The organism is candidate division KSB1 bacterium, assembly GCA_034506395.1.
In the GTDB taxonomy this organism is placed as follows: Bacteria; Zhuqueibacterota; Zhuqueibacteria; order Thermofontimicrobiales; family Thermofontimicrobiaceae; genus Thermofontimicrobium.
This window is the reverse complement of the sequence record JAPDPQ010000014.1, coordinates 65,063-79,579: the sequence shown is the minus strand read 5'-3', so window position 1 is coordinate 79,579 and position 14,517 is coordinate 65,063. Positions and strand designations below refer to the sequence as shown.

Below are 14,517 nucleotides of genomic sequence, written 5' to 3'. Positions count from 1 at the left end.
AATTATTCCCTGAGAACGCTGAATTCCCTGTTAATCTTCATCAACTAAATCCCAATTCCCTTTGCACAATCAAACATTTTGGGCTGGCGACTTTCAGCTCTCCGCACCCGATCTGATTTGGTCATGATCCAAAAATTCTTTCAGCACTTCGGCAACCCGAATCGAGCTGCCCACATTCTGCAGGACGATCTGTCGAGCGCGTTCGCCATACTTTTGGGCAATTTCTGGCTCGGTCATTAGCCGCGTGATTGTGGCTACGATCTCATCAGTGGATTTAACTAATATCGCTGCATTGTTTGCTAACAAATGGATGGCCTCAGCCGAGTTGTTCATTTTCGGTCCAAACAGGATCGGGATGCCGAACACCGCCGGTTCTAAAACGTTATGGATTTTGAAATGAAAGCTTCCGCCTACAAAAGCGATTTTTCCTAATGAATAAATCGTTGCCAACAGCCCCACTCGGTCCACAATCAAGCAATGATGATGGAACGATCGATCGTTCAATTGCGAGAGGCGTAACCCAGTCAGGTTCGCCGAGTGAAGCTGGCGCTCGATTTGTTCGAGCCTGGCTGGACCAGGTTCATGGGGCACCAAAATCAGGATTAAATCGCGAAACTGTTGCAGCAATATTTTGAAAGCAGGGATAATATAGCTTTCATCCGCTGGCCAGCTACTTCCAACCACCCAGATGGGACGAGTTTGTAAGGCTGGAAGGCGCGAAATCTGAGCAATCCGTTCCAATTGTTGAGAACGTTGAAACACTTGATCGTATTTGGTATCACCAGTGGTATTGATCTTTTGGGGGTCATCCAGCCAGCGACGCAGTTTTTTGGCTTCCAAATCGGATATGGCGAGAACCCGATCGAACATCGGGTAGATCCAACGATTAAATGGATGAGCGCACCAGCTCATTAGCCGCGATCGTTCGGGCTCCGAAGCATCGATGAGCACCACAGGAATTTTTTCGCGTTTCAATCGACACAAAAAATTAGGCCAAATATCGTGCCGAACGATCGCTGCCACTCGTGGCATCACCATTTCCACAAATTTTTTCATCCGAAAATAGCTGTCGATCGGAAGATAACATTTGACATCAATTGGTGGCTCAATGGCAACATGATCGAAGCCCGAGGGCGAAAAGAAACTGACTACGATTAGCACTTCGGGACAAAGCTGTTTTAGGTTGAGCAACACTGGTTTCACCTGGAGCCACTCGCCGAACGAAGAGACATGGATCAGAACTCTGGGGCGATGGGCAAACGAACTGAGATCGCGATTAAGTTGAACCAAAGCTGCCCTGCGGCCCTTCAGGCCTTTTCTAATTTTGGCATGAAACAAACTGACGATATGAGCTCCAATAAGAAGTAAGGGGATGATGAAGATATTATAGAAAACCAGCAATAATCCTTTCATTAAAACTCCAATTGGCCAGTAACTTTTGTTTCGTAGTGTTATTGGAATGCTTTTAATTGAGAGTAGTTTTTTCCGATGATAATGGTGACAGCCAATTCCCGTTGTGGGCTGATTTGAGGGAACATTCGATCCTTGCTAACGCCAATGATTTCGCCGATAATTTTGGCGTTTTTTAAATTATGATCCAGGCGATCGATCACTAATGTTTCGCTGATTTCCTGGTTTTCAAAATTGCCGAAATAAACGACATCGACATTCTTGCGCCGCAGATATTCGGTAAGTTGTTTGGCCAGGCCTGGTGTTCCGCAGCCGTTGAGCACCTCCACTTTAATCAAATTTGTGGATTTTTGGACTGGCAATTCTTCGAGGCGATTTGGAGTAATAGCCTGTTCTGCGCCTTCGCGCGCCCGCGAATGACATAAAAACGAGATCAAGAACAAAAAATTTGCCCCTACCAACAACAAAATCGTGATATTGAGCCGCAGATGGTCCAATGCCTCCTTGAATTCCTTCGTCTTTTTCTGCCGATCTTTGGCCTGCTTTTCTTTCTCGGTCTCTTTTCGTTTGCGCAGTTCGATCTTTTTTCCTCGCTTCACTACCATTGTCGCATTCCATCGCCTTAGAGACGGATCGACAAAAAAATAACCGAAAGAGATTTCGGTTATTTTTTCATGCGTCTGATATGATCTCCATCCAATTTAATTATTGTCATTTGACGGTTCTACCAGATCCCAATTGGAACGATACGGATTACGATACCAGCCACTACCATAACGATTGTAATAAGGCGTTTGGTTGATCTGGAATTTCATCTCGAATTTGTCACTCGGCTTGTATAGCAATTCTACCCCAGATAGGAACAGGCCGCTCTGAAAGGCTGGGTGATTTTTGCTCAGCGTATTGTAGGGATAACTTTGAATCCCCCATTGCAATCTGAACAGCAACGGATTGGCAATTTGGTATGTCAGCGTATTCAAATAGAGCCCTTGGGAGACGCCTTTTCCATCCATACTAAAAAACGACATCGAAAAACTATGGGACATATGGAGCTTACTAGGATCTAATAAACTCAATCCCATGAATGGATTTGATTGCGGACGAACCAACTCCTGGCTGATCGGGGTTGGTTTCTCCTGCCGCCGATATTGACTAAAAATCAGACCAGGCATTAGCATGAGCATCATGAAAATGATTCCAAATTTGGCTTTCATGCTCCACCTCCATTGAAAACGCTTCATACAAATGACAATCGAAAATAGCAAAATATTTTGAAAAAGTCAATGGGTTTTTTGATCGGTTCTCGATCGCATGCGATGAGCGATTTATCGGCCGATTCCATTATTGAGCGAATCTTTCTTGTCTTCATGCGTTAGGTTTAACTTCAGTGAATCATGATTCGTTCCGGCCGTCATCGATGTTCACGATGATATTGTCGATCAAACGCGGTTTGCCAATTTTCACTGCCAATGCGATCAAAACTTCCCCACTTAGGCGTTCAACCGGTTGAAGGTTGGTCGTATCCACCAATTCGATGTAATCGACGTGAGCATCTGGTTGTTGTTCGATTAGCTTTCTCATTGCTTGCTGGATAACAGTGGCGTTTCGCTCGCCATCAGCGATCATTTTTTGGGCAAGTTGCAAGGATCGATAGAGCACCACAGCCTGCTGGCGCTGATGGGGCAAAAGATACGTATTTCGAGAGCTCATTGCCAGCCCATCCGGCTCACGAACGATCGGCGCAACAATAATCTGCACATCGAAATTGAGGTCTTTGGTCATTCGCTGGATAACGATAGCTTGCTGAGCATCTTTTTGTCCAAATACTGCCACATGTGGCTTAACAATATTAAATAGCTTGGCGACGATGGTTGTTACCCCTCTAAAATGGGTGGGACGGGAAGCTCCACAAAGCACGGTGGTGATTTTCTCAACTGTGACATAGGTCAGATAAGGATCGGGATAGATATCTTTTTGATCTGGATAAAAAATAATATCGCAGCCGGCCGATTGTGCCAATGCCACATCGCGTTCGAAATCCCGAGGGTAATCCTCAAAATCCTCATTCGGGGCAAATTGGGTAGGATTCACAAAAATGCTCATCACCGTAACATCGGCATGTTTCTTCGCTTCATGCAGCAGGCTTAAATGCCCATCGTGCAGAAATCCCATGGTCGGGACAAAACCAATTCGCTTCCCAGAAGTTCTTAATGTTTCCGCTGTCGCTTGCATCTCAGAAATGCCAGTGATGATCTTCATGCTCGGCCTCCAGCTTTCACAGTTTGAGGTTAAGGGGATTAGCATTCTATAAAAAAATTGCCCTCAAACTGAAATGATTCATTTTGCGAGTCAAAATATTTCAAAAGTGTTGACGATCTATGCTATGTATTGGACGAAAAGATCTCTTCCGCCCACGCCCTTGATTTGGCATCGCCTTTAAAGTCTTCGTTTTGATCCGTTGATTATTGACTTTATTTTTTTGATCGTGGGAAAAACAATCTCTCCATCATTCATCGGCCAGTCAATAGCTTTCCTCGGCCGATGGAAAATTGCCCAATTTCACATCCTCAGCATACTGGGCACAGGCCTCACGGATCTGCCGTCCCAACTCCGCATATACTCGGACAAATTTGGGGCGAAATTTTTCGAACAAGCCCAGCATATCATGAGTAACCAGGATCTGACCATCACAGTAGGGTCCAGCACCAATGCCAATGGTCGGGACCTTGACTGCCTCGGTCACTTGTTTTGCGGCTAAAGCTGGAATTTTCTCCAAGACAATAGCAAAAACGCCCGCCTGCTCTAAGGCACGTGCATCAGCAATGAGCCGCTGAACCTCAGTTTCAGATCGCGCCTGAACCTTGTAACCGCCAAAACGATTGATCGATTGGGGCGTAAGTCCCAAATGTCCCATCACTGGAATGCCTGCGTTGACCACCCGAGATACCGTCTCAGCGATAGCCTCCCCACCTTCCATTTTCACTGCCTCTGCACCGCCCTCTTTAATGAAGCGACCCGCGTTTCGCAACGCTTCCTCTGCGCTCACTTGAAAGGAAAGAAATGGCATATCGCCCACCAGCAGCGCCCGTTTCACGCCGCGACTGGCCGCACGGGTATGGTAGATCATCTCATCCATGGTAATCGGTATGGTCGTCTCATGGCCACCAAACACCATGGCGCCAGAATCACCCACAAGAATGATGTCTATGCCCGCATCATCCAGAAAGAGCGCCATGAGATAATCGTAAGCCGTAAGCGCGGCAATTTTCTCGTGCTGTTTCATCCCCATGATAATGGGGACGGTCATTTTTTTAGCTTCCATCGATATTTCCCAGGTAATTTGTTCGTCTTCCACTGGCGATGCAATTTCGAGGCGATGCTTCGGCAGGAGCTCAATTGTATTTCAAACGCGAGTAAAAAATCGTCCATCCCCTTCGCCGCAAATTATGGCTTTTGGCACAATCTCGCTTTAAGACCCCTTCTGTTGAAGCATTCAATCCGCAAATAGCGCCTCTGAGAAAATTGCACTTCTCGCGCTCTTTTGCCATTGCTCGTGCAATTTAACTGAGCTTTTCTTCAAAATAGAACTTGATCGATTACTCCCCCTCCAATCACGATATCACCGTCGAATAACACCACCGACTGGCCTGGAGTAATCGCCTGATGATGATCCTTAAATACAACCTTTATCGAATTGCTCGAGATCGGAGACACCGTGGCGGGTCGACCTGGATCATTATAGCGAATTTGGGCGATGACATTTATTGAATCCTGCAATTGATCGAAGGCGATCCAGTTAACCTGACTGGCAATGAGGCCTGGCCTGTTCAATTCATGTTTTTCCCCAACCATAATTCGATTGCGCGCTGCATCTATTTCAGTCACGTAAATCGGTTTTCCGACCGCTATTCCCAGGCCTTTTCGTTGCCCAATGGTGTAATGGGGGTAGCCTTTATGTTGGCCCAAAACCGTCCCGTTCCGATCGATAATTACGCCTTCGCCGATCTCAGCAAATCGAGCTGGATTGCGCTGTCGCAAAAATCGAGGGTAGTCATTATCGGGGATAAAACAGATCTCCTGGCTTTCCTGCTTGTGTTTTGTCTTGAGATCCAGTCGCTCAGCAATGGCGCGGACTTGAGTTTTGCTCAGTTCCCCCAGCGGGAAAATGGTTTTGCTCAGTTGATTCTGGCTGAGTCCCCATAATGCGTAGGCCTGATCCTTTGATCGATCTACGCCGCGCAACAACAAGTATCGGCCACTGGTTGGATCAAATTGAACCCGCGCATAATGCCCCGTGGCGAAATACTCGCATCCAAGTTGAACCGCTTTTTGCAACAGCACTTGCCATTTGATTTTGCTATTACATAAAATGCAAGGGTTGGGGGTGCGACCTTTAAGATATTCAGACTCGAAGTTTTCAATGACCAGTTTTTCAAAATCATCCCGGGTATCGATTACATAATGGGGAATTTTTAGCGTCTGACACACCGCTCTTGCATCATACATCGTCTCTAAAGAACAGCAGCTTGTCTCGCTGTAAACATTTCCACCGACCCGATCAAAATCCCAAAGTTGCATGGTCAGGCCGATAACATCATATCCCTGATCCCGCAGGAGCGCCGCAGCCACAGAGCTATCTACCCCGCCGCTCATGGCAACTGCTACAGATCTGCCTTTGTCCATAGATGATTTAAAGCGCGTCACAAATATTTTCAACTCAATTTCGATTGATCGTTAACGAATAACTTATTGTTGCTCTGTCGAACTGATGTGGTAGCGAAAAATAAAAATCGCAACGATCAGCCAGAATACAAATCCAAACAAATCTTCACTCATCCATCCAAACTCATGTTGAAAAACAACAGGAGATCATTCCAATGCCGACATACTGCGCAGCCTTTGGACAATCTCAGGCAAAATCGAGGCCGCATATTCGACATCCTCTTCGCTATTATCTCTTCCGAGAGTAAATCGGATTGACGAGCGTGAGATCTCTGGTTTGATCCCCATCGCGGTTAAGACATGGGATGGATCGATGCTGCCAGAGGTACAAGCGGAGCCGCTGGATGCCGCCACACCCTTTAGATCGAGACTGAGCAACAATGCTTCACCCTCTATTCCCTGGAATGATAGATTCAGATGCCCAGCCAAGCGCTTTTCTGGATGACCATTCAAGATCACTCGCGGAATGGATTTATTGATCAACTCGTGAAATTTATCCCGGAGCCGACCGACATATTCATTATCCGATTGCATCCGATCTCGGCGCAGCTCAACCGCTTTTGCCAGGCCGATAATTCCAGGCACATTCTCCGTCCCAGGACGCCGATTGCGTTCATGCCCACCGCCGTGGCTGAGTGGCACCAATTTCACCCCTTTGCGCACGTATAGCACCCCAATGCCCTTAGGGCCATATATCTTATGCCCGGACATGGACATCAAATCAACTGGGAGCTTGGACAAATCAATTGGAATTTTTCCGAACGTCTGAACTGCATCAGTATGGAATAAAATGCCCCGCTCCTTGGCAAGAGCCCCGATTTGCTCGATGGGATTGATCGTACCCACCTCATTATTCGCATGCATGATAGAAATCAATATTGTGTCTTTTCGGATCGCCTCCGCTACCGCTTCAGGATGGATCATGCCATAGGAATCGGGGGCCACATAGCTCACCTCAAAGCCCTCCTTTTCCAAGAATTCGCAAGTATGGAGCACAGCATGATGCTCTACCTTTGAAGTGATGATATGGCGGCCTTTGTTTTTCAGCTCATATGCCACCCCTTTGATCGCCATATTATCCGATTCCGTGCCGCCACTGGTGAAATAAATATCGGCTGCTCGCACCCGACAAAAATCGGCCACAATCTCCCGCGCTTCTTCCAACGCCACTTTGGCCTCACGACCGAATGAATGGATGCTGGATGGATTCCCAAATTTCTCATTCAAAAACGGTAGCATCGCCTCCACCACGGCTGGATCTACTGGGGTTGTGGCACTATGATCGAAATACACTCTTCTCATTTTCGCCTCACGAAATTTAAGCAATCTTGTCCTTAGCTAGAACATGGCTCCTTGCGTATTGGGACCTCATTGCCGATTATATGGCGCTGAAACCTTGATAAGATCGTTAAGCGCTCTATCGCCATTCAATAGCGCCTCTATGCACCTAATCACAATTAGACCCATTACTCGCTGATGCCAACCACTCGTCCTTCAAGCGCACAAGATCCGATAAATTGAAATCGTCCAATAATTGTTGCAACTGCGACTCAACTTTCGACCAAAAGATATGGGAGATACAATCGGTCATCCGTTGACAATGGTCTCTATCGGCGCCTTGTGCACAGCCAGCCAATTGAAGCGGCCCTTCCAAAGCCCGAAGTACTGCACCAATGTTAAGCTTGGCCGGGGAATCGGACAGCATATATCCTCCTGCTGGACCTCTGATACTTCTAATGATTCCGTTTCGTTTCAGCCGCAACAATAATTGCTCTAAATATCGCATCGGAATGTCTTGCTGAACCGAAATCTGCTTAATCTTAACAGGGCCCTCTCCATAGTGCCGAGCTATCTCATACACCGCGCGCAGGCCATAATTTCCTCGAGTGGAAAGCTTCACAGCTCAACTCTCCTTGGATAGAATAATGGGCGCTAAATATAATATACTCGACTGAAATAGTCAAGTATAATTTTGCCCCAGCCAATTGAGTCAAGAAAGTGAGGTTTGTTTTTTTGAGGTTCGAAAAATCTTTTTAATTGAGAAAAATTCACTTGATCCTTTCTGTGCCGATCGCTAAATTCGCTGTACAAAAATTTATCCTCTTTCTGTTCGGGGAATTTTTTAACATGATTGAATTGGAAGCTACTAGCTTTTTCAGCATGAATGAAAAAACGAAGAATCTGGTTGCAGTTTCAGATGTTCAAATGAGAGCCTATTAGTCCTGGCTGGCTAGTTAATCGCATGATTGGGCTGGTTCAGCAGAAATCCACAGTGATATTAAACATGGTAAAACTGGAGTCCGATATGATCGATCTCGATATCCCCACTTTTGGCCGCTTAAAACTCTCCTATCTCGTCGCAGACTATAATGGAACAATGGCAAAGGACGGAATTTTGCTCCCTGGTGTCAGTGACCGTTTGCGGCAATTGGCAGCAACCATTGAGCTCCATGTGCTCACCGCGGATACATTCGGCATCGCCCGAGATCAGCTTCAGGGACTTCCGATAAAGCTGGAGATTTTATCTAAAAATAATGAAGCGAAGCAAAAAAAGCACTATCTCGAAAAACTTGGTGCTGATCATGTTGTGGCTTTTGGCAATGGCAATAATGATCGATTGATGCTCAAAACAGCCCGGCTCAGTATCGCTGTTATTGGACAAGAAGGGGCATCGTTCAACGCTATTCAAGCCGCAAATATTATTGTCTCCGATATCCTCGACGGGCTTGATTTGCTGCTCCACCCGTTGCGATGCCTTGCCACCCTACGACAATGAGATAGTTTTGCAGAAGGTGCTATCAAACAAATACTATCATGAGCTCGAGCCAAGCTGAAGCGAATTTGATGGGACTTGTGAGCTAAGCTGCAGGAGTTTTTTGATCCACCCTCAGCTTTTATCTCAAGCCAACCATCTGGAGATATGTATATCGAGTTCTGGAAAATGAATCTACATCCTTGACTCCTGCGAATCCCAACTGCTCTTTTGTTTTTTCGAATAAGGGAAGCACCGCCTAAATTCGCACACGAGACACCAAAAGTCAAGTTATTGATATTAGCTATAAGTCTACACGTTATGAGTGTACCTGAGAAAATTTTAGGCCGCATTTCGAATCAAATTTCAAATCATCATTCTACGTCGTAAACAACAACTTGCTCGATAGTGTTCGGCACTTTGAACACGGTCATGGGAAGAATCGCAATCCTGACGCCCTCATAATGCCGATAGCCCAGCCGGAGGGTGCGCGTCTTTTTATCGTATTGGCGAGAAACAATATCCTCTTCAAATAGCGACACACCGATCTCCAGATTGCCCCACCATCGTTTTCGGTTAATTCGGCCTTCGAGATGAATTGGATGCTTGCCCTGGTATTGCAATAGCACCTTTTTATTGGTGCCAGCCAGATCTTTCAAATAAATTTTCTCCATTGCTGGTTCCTCTTTGATGCTATTACTTTCAACAGGAAAATTGAGGGTAGTTCGAACCTTTTGTTTCATGGCCTCAAATTCATTTTGATCGAACAGCCGGGTTAAAAAAATGATGGTTCGATCCTTATCCAAAACCACATTTCGGGTAACTCCTCCCCGGGCAAAACGATTAAAAATCTCGCCATGCTCATCCAGAACGACCGGATAGCTGATGCCCATCTGTTCAACGAATTGTTGGACTGTATCGGGTCTCTCTTTATAATCCACGCCTAAGATCAATAACCCTTTGTCCCGAAATGGCTGCCAAAGCTCTTTTTCAATATGAGGGATTTCCTGGCGACAAACCGTACACCACGAAGCAAAAAAATTGAGCACAATGACCGAGGCTCGAAAATCGGATAATTTTTTCTCGCTCCCATCTAACATGTGAAGTCGAAGGTCTTCAATTTGATCGCCAATCTTTACAATATATCCCCGTTCATCCGGCTGAATTTGTTGTGCCATGCTGGTTCTAATTTCAAGCATCATCACGAATCCAGTGATGACCAATAGCGCTTGTCTCATGATGCCCTCCAATTAATTTCTGGTTTGTAATTTTAGCAAATAAATAGCTGAAAAGCAAGATATTTTTTGGGTCACCCAAAAGATTCTACTTGATTATCTCAAAATAATTTTTATCTTCAGTAGCAATTTAAACCCAAAACTGCATCCAAAGACGAGCAAATTAGGAGGGGTTGTCATGCAAGCTGTTATACTTGTTGCTGGCAAGAGTACGCGGACTTATCCGTTAACTCTCACTCGACCGAAGCCGTTATTACCGATTGCCGATCAAACCATCATTGAATTTTTGTTAGAGCAATTGCGAGGGATCGTATCGGAGGTCATTTTGGTAGTTGGATATCGCCAGGAGATGATTCGGGATACGTTGAAAGAGCAATGGAAGGATATTCGTATCCGCTATTGCGAACAACAGGAGCAACTGGGGACTGGTCATGCCGTTCTCATGGCAGAACCGCTGGTTCAGGATCGATTCCTTGTTATGAACGGCGATGATATTTATCACCGCAACGATATCGAGCAACTCTCTCGGTATCAATATGCTGCATTAGTGCGCTATGAGGAAGATCCCTCGCAATTTGGCGTTTATCAAGTGGACGAGAGAAATCGGGTCATCGATTTAATTGAAAAACCTGAGACTTTTGTGGGCAATCTGGCCAATATCGGATGCTATTGTTTCGATCGAACCATTTTTGAATATATAAAAAATACCCCGCTGAGCAAACGGGGAGAAATCGAAATCACCACCTCAATCCTCAATCTTGCCCGCGATCATGATTTCTACGTCCATCCCATTCAGGGTTTTTGGTTTGCCACTGGCTTTCCGTGGGACCTTCTCCATTCGCAGGCTTTTTTCATGAATCAATGGACCAGCAGCCAGATTAAAGGGATTATTGAACCCAATGTCCAGATCAATGGGCCGGTAATCGTCGAGGAAGGGGCACGAATCAAATCGGGCACCTATCTCGAAGGCCCAGTGATCATCAAGAGAAATTCCATCATCGGGCCAAATTCTTTCATCCGCGCTTGCACCTCTATTGGGGCGAATTGCGTCATTGGTCACAATGTGGAGATTAAGAACTCTATTATCATGGATCGAACATATATTTGTCATTTGAGCTATGTCGGCGATTCTATCGTTGGGGAAAATGTCAATTTGGGCGCTGGCTTTGTTTCTGCTAACGTTCGACATGATGGCAAAACAGTGCTTTCTCAAGTCAAAGGTAAATTAGTTGATACCAAATTGAAAAAGCTTGGCGCCATCATCGCCGATAATGTGAAGACCGGTGTGAACACGGTAGTATATCCTGGCAGAAAGATCTGGCCAGGCCTATGGACACAAATCGGGCAGATCGTCAAACATGATCTAATAGACGAAGAAAGGAGCTGAGATGAAAATTTACAGTGATACCGGCTATCTCATTGTGATGGATCCTGCTTATTTGAAAATGGCGGATCAACAGCAGATCAAGCGAATCGATTTTCTAGAAACGCCTGAACAAGCGGCTCAAAAATTAGAGCAGCTACTTTTCCCTGAGGGTTATGGCGGCCTCATTGGCCTAGTACCATTGTCACAGGGACCTGGCCGTTATGATGTAAATTTGACCATGGTCAAATTCTGGGATGTTGAAAGTCAAGGTCGAAAGATCATTTTTGGTGTGGACGAAGGCAGTTTCATCATATTCGACATCAAACATATTCAGCCGCTTGTCGAACACTTCGATGAATTCGCCTTCGATCGGTCTGATCGGGCAGCATATTTTCAACGGCTGCAACGTCAATTCGCTCAGCGAGATGATATCGTAATCTGGTCACGCTCTCCCCTCCCATTTGAGGAAGGCTGGCACGAGATCGACCTGGCTGCGTTTAAAAAAATTGATTGATTTTTTCAAATTATTTTTTAAATTCCCAATGCTTTTGAACAACGAGGGAGGAAAATTTGGATAAATTCAAGATAGGAGTGATCGGCGTAGGCCATCTGGGTCGGCTTCATGTCCAAAACTATCGACTGATCCCTGACATTGAACTTGTCGGTGTCTTCGACATCGATCATGACCGCGCAAGACAAGTAGCCACTGAATTTCAAACGATTGCCTATGAGAATTTAGAAGATCTATTAGATAACATTCAAGCAGCCAGCATTGTGGTAACGACCACAAGCCATTTTGAAATCGCCAGTGCTTGTCTGAAACGCGGCGTTCATTGTCTTGTTGAAAAGCCGCTCACCAGTTCTTTGGCTGAAGCCGATGAATTGATCGAATTAGCGCGCCAGGCGGGACTGATCCTTCAGGTGGGACATATCGAGCGGTTCAATCCCGCGATTCTAGCTTTGAAGGATTTCGAGTTGAAACCCATGTTCATTGAGAGCCATCGTCTGGCTTCCTTTAATCCGCGGGGCACCGATGTGGCCGTCGTACTGGATTTAATGATTCATGATATCGACATCATCCTTCATTTAGTGAAAAATCCTGTTACCAAAATTGATGCTAGCGGCGTTGCCGTGGTCACAGATGAAGTGGATATTGCCAATGCCAGACTTGGCTTTGAGAACGGCTGTGTTGCTAATATCACATCCAGCCGAATTTCACAGAAGAAAATGCGAAAAATGCGGTTGTTCCAACGTAATGCCTATATTGGTATCGACTTTCTTCAGAAGTTCTCTGAAATATATCAATTGGTGGACGCAACGGCGGCTCCGGCTCGTCCAGATCAATTTCCAATCGAATTTGGGCAGCTCAATCAAGCAGGATTGCCGAAAAAGATTATCTACGAACGCCGCCAGATCGAAGCAGCCAATGCCTTGAAGCTTGAACTGGAGTCTTTTATCCATTCAATACGCTCTGGCACCCGGCCAGAGGTGAGTGGGGAAGAAGGAAGAGAAGCTCTCCGCGTTGCTCTGGCAATCACCGATTTGATCAAATCCCAGATGCGGCAGCTAATCGGCTGATGGCGTTGTTCCTTAATTCGGTCAGTCATTTCTCCCTGCTTCTGACAATTGGCGATCTGCAGAACTACCACATCACATTTACGAATTGACGGACAATCGCCATGATTCATGTTCATCCTCTCTGCAGAGCCATTTTCACAGCAAGAGAGCAAAAATGGAATAATAGCTTATGCAAAAAAAGATCATGATCGTCGCTGGCGAAGCTTCGGGGGATTTACATGGTTCGGGTCTCGTTCGGGAGCTATATAAATTGCAACCAGGTTTGCGAGTTTTTGGTGTGGGCGGTGATCGGATGCGGCAGAACGGAACAGAACTCTTGTATCATATCAACGAAATGAGCGTTCTGGGATTTTGGGATGTACTGAAGCGGTTCGCCTTCTTTCAAAAAGTCTATCGGCACCTGGTCGAAATTATGGAGGCCGAGCACCCGAATCTGCTCATTCTTATTGATTATCCAGGTCTGAATTTAAAACTTGCTCAGGCAGCAAAAGTGAGGGGCGTTAAAGTATTTTATTACATCGCACCGCAGGTGTGGGCTTGGGGCTCTGGCAGGATCAAAAAGATGGTTTCTCTGATCGACAAGATCGCCGTAATTCTGCCATTCGAAGCCCAACTGTTTCAGGATGCCGGACTTGATGCACAATTCGTTGGACATCCTTTATTAGAGATCGTTGCCTCAAAGCTCGATCGTGATACTTTTTTCTCCATGCATCATCTCGATCGAAATCAGAAGCTCATCGGTCTCCTGCCTGGAAGTCGCGTACTGGAGGTGAAACGGCTCTTGCCGGAGATGCTTCGCAGCCTCGCTCAACTAAAAGAAGAGCATCCATCTATTCAAGCTGTCGTTAGCAAGGCGGATAGTGTACCGCTTAACGTTTATCAAGAAATATTGCACAACCATGCACCGATCCAATTGATTGAAAATTCAACTTATGACATCATGAAAAATAGCGATCTGTTATTAGTGGCCTCTGGGACAGCCACGCTTGAATCCGCGCTGTTCCGAACACCGATGATCATCGTCTACAAAGTGGATCCGATATCCTATCTTATCGGCAAACAGCTTATCAAAATTAACTCTATCGGACTTGTCAATGTTATTGCTGGGCGTCAGATAGTCCCTGAGTTCATTCAGGGGAGATTTCATCGAAACTATCTGGTGCCAGAGATGAAACGAATTTTGTTTCATCAGGATTATCGGAATCAGATGATCCAAAATTTAGCAATTTTAAGAGAAAAATTAGGTACGCCGGGTGCATCGACTCGATCGGCAAAACTCGCCATTGATACGATGAACTCTGAAAGTGGCTCATAATTTTATGCTTTTCCCATGACATTCAGCAAGAAAAAAATCGTTTTCTATTTAGCGACCAAGCTGGGATGGTTAATAATCCTATTGATCGGAAAGCTTTGCTCGATTCGGCTCATTAATCGGGCAAAAGTCATTGCTTTGC

The 14,517-nt window shown here is 45.6% G+C and carries 14 protein-coding genes; 5 read left to right on the top strand and 9 right to left on the bottom strand.

The features are described 5' to 3' along the window. Nucleotides 1–93 precede the first annotated feature (93 nt). The 8 genes from ONB37_10990 to ONB37_10955 form a co-directional block, all read right to left on the bottom strand. Nucleotides 94–1,413, bottom strand: a complete 1,320-nt coding sequence (locus ONB37_10990; GenBank protein ID MDZ7400679.1) for a hypothetical protein — start codon at nucleotides 1,411–1,413, stop codon at nucleotides 94–96. A gap of 38 nt (nucleotides 1,414–1,451) precedes the next feature. After that, the gene (locus tag ONB37_10985) at nucleotides 1,452–2,015 is read right to left on the bottom strand and encodes a LytR C-terminal domain-containing protein (protein MDZ7400678.1); all 564 of its coding nucleotides are present in this window, start codon (nucleotides 2,013–2,015) and stop codon (nucleotides 1,452–1,454) included. Between the two features lie 96 nt (nucleotides 2,016–2,111). Then, nucleotides 2,112–2,624 (bottom strand): hypothetical protein, encoded by a 513-nt coding sequence (locus ONB37_10980; GenBank protein ID MDZ7400677.1) that lies wholly within the window; start codon nucleotides 2,622–2,624, stop codon nucleotides 2,112–2,114. A 178-nt stretch (nucleotides 2,625–2,802) separates the two neighbouring features. Then, nucleotides 2,803–3,669 carry a pantoate--beta-alanine ligase gene (gene panC / locus ONB37_10975; protein MDZ7400676.1) on the bottom strand — a complete coding sequence of 289 codons (867 nt, stop codon included), beginning with the start codon at nucleotides 3,667–3,669 and terminating at the stop codon, nucleotides 2,803–2,805. A 262-nt stretch (nucleotides 3,670–3,931) separates the two neighbouring features. Beyond that, nucleotides 3,932–4,732, bottom strand: coding sequence for a 3-methyl-2-oxobutanoate hydroxymethyltransferase (gene panB / locus ONB37_10970; GenBank protein MDZ7400675.1), 801 nt, complete (start codon nucleotides 4,730–4,732; stop codon nucleotides 3,932–3,934). A gap of 254 nt (nucleotides 4,733–4,986) precedes the next feature. Further along, on the bottom strand, nucleotides 4,987–6,093 hold the full coding sequence (gene mnmA / locus ONB37_10965) for a tRNA 2-thiouridine(34) synthase MnmA (GenBank protein ID MDZ7400674.1): 1,107 nt from the start codon (nucleotides 6,091–6,093) through the stop codon (nucleotides 4,987–4,989). Between the two features lie 186 nt (nucleotides 6,094–6,279). Further along, nucleotides 6,280–7,434, bottom strand: coding sequence for a cysteine desulfurase NifS (gene nifS, locus ONB37_10960; protein ID MDZ7400673.1), 1,155 nt, complete (start codon nucleotides 7,432–7,434; stop codon nucleotides 6,280–6,282). Nucleotides 7,435–7,579: 145 nt separating this feature from the next. Continuing rightward, the gene (locus ONB37_10955; GenBank protein ID MDZ7400672.1) at nucleotides 7,580–8,032 is read right to left on the bottom strand and encodes an Rrf2 family transcriptional regulator; all 453 of its coding nucleotides are present in this window, start codon (nucleotides 8,030–8,032) and stop codon (nucleotides 7,580–7,582) included. 384 nt (nucleotides 8,033–8,416) lie between these two features. Here ONB37_10955 and ONB37_10950 point away from each other — a divergent pair, with 384 nt between their 5' ends. Next, entirely contained in the window at nucleotides 8,417–8,908 is a 492-nt protein-coding gene (locus ONB37_10950) for an HAD hydrolase family protein (GenBank protein ID MDZ7400671.1), read from the top strand. 350 nt (nucleotides 8,909–9,258) lie between these two features. Here ONB37_10950 and ONB37_10945 read toward each other — a convergent pair whose 3' ends face one another. Continuing rightward, nucleotides 9,259–10,122 carry a TlpA family protein disulfide reductase gene (locus ONB37_10945; GenBank protein ID MDZ7400670.1) on the bottom strand — a complete coding sequence of 288 codons (864 nt, stop codon included), beginning with the start codon at nucleotides 10,120–10,122 and terminating at the stop codon, nucleotides 9,259–9,261. A 175-nt stretch (nucleotides 10,123–10,297) separates the two neighbouring features. On the opposite strand from ONB37_10945, the gene ONB37_10940 reads away from it, so the two are divergent. The 4 genes from ONB37_10940 (at nucleotide 10,298) to lpxB (ending at nucleotide 14,378) form a co-directional block, all read left to right on the top strand. Further along, nucleotides 10,298–11,506, top strand: coding sequence for a sugar phosphate nucleotidyltransferase (locus tag ONB37_10940; GenBank protein ID MDZ7400669.1), 1,209 nt, complete (start codon nucleotides 10,298–10,300; stop codon nucleotides 11,504–11,506). A gap of 1 nt (nucleotide 11,507) precedes the next feature. Next, nucleotides 11,508–11,999, top strand: a complete 492-nt coding sequence (locus ONB37_10935) for a hypothetical protein (protein MDZ7400668.1) — start codon at nucleotides 11,508–11,510, stop codon at nucleotides 11,997–11,999. A gap of 56 nt (nucleotides 12,000–12,055) precedes the next feature. Next, nucleotides 12,056–13,063, top strand: coding sequence for a Gfo/Idh/MocA family oxidoreductase (locus tag ONB37_10930; GenBank protein MDZ7400667.1), 1,008 nt, complete (start codon nucleotides 12,056–12,058; stop codon nucleotides 13,061–13,063). Between the two features lie 169 nt (nucleotides 13,064–13,232). Then, entirely contained in the window at nucleotides 13,233–14,378 is a 1,146-nt protein-coding gene (gene lpxB, locus ONB37_10925) for a lipid-A-disaccharide synthase (GenBank protein ID MDZ7400666.1), read from the top strand. Nucleotides 14,379–14,517 lie beyond the last annotated feature (139 nt).

Coding starts and splice junctions, on each gene's coding strand:
- ONB37_10935 (MDZ7400668.1), top strand. CDS start 11,508: ATGAAAATTTACAGTGATACCGGCTATCTCATTGTGATGGATCCTGCT.
- ONB37_10990 (MDZ7400679.1), bottom strand. CDS start 1,413: ATGAAAGGATTATTGCTGGTTTTCTATAATATCTTCATCATCCCCTTA.
- ONB37_10985 (MDZ7400678.1), bottom strand. CDS start 2,015: ATGGTAGTGAAGCGAGGAAAAAAGATCGAACTGCGCAAACGAAAAGAG.
- ONB37_10945 (MDZ7400670.1), bottom strand. CDS start 10,122: ATGAGACAAGCGCTATTGGTCATCACTGGATTCGTGATGATGCTTGAA.
- ONB37_10940 (MDZ7400669.1), top strand. CDS start 10,298: ATGCAAGCTGTTATACTTGTTGCTGGCAAGAGTACGCGGACTTATCCG.
- panB (MDZ7400675.1), bottom strand. CDS start 4,732: ATGGAAGCTAAAAAAATGACCGTCCCCATTATCATGGGGATGAAACAG.
- panC (MDZ7400676.1), bottom strand. CDS start 3,669: ATGAAGATCATCACTGGCATTTCTGAGATGCAAGCGACAGCGGAAACA.
- mnmA (MDZ7400674.1), bottom strand. CDS start 6,093: ATGGACAAAGGCAGATCTGTAGCAGTTGCCATGAGCGGCGGGGTAGAT.
- ONB37_10980 (MDZ7400677.1), bottom strand. CDS start 2,624: ATGAAAGCCAAATTTGGAATCATTTTCATGATGCTCATGCTAATGCCT.
- nifS (MDZ7400673.1), bottom strand. CDS start 7,434: ATGAGAAGAGTGTATTTCGATCATAGTGCCACAACCCCAGTAGATCCA.
- lpxB (MDZ7400666.1), top strand. CDS start 13,233: ATGCAAAAAAAGATCATGATCGTCGCTGGCGAAGCTTCGGGGGATTTA.
- ONB37_10950 (MDZ7400671.1), top strand. CDS start 8,417: ATGGTAAAACTGGAGTCCGATATGATCGATCTCGATATCCCCACTTTT.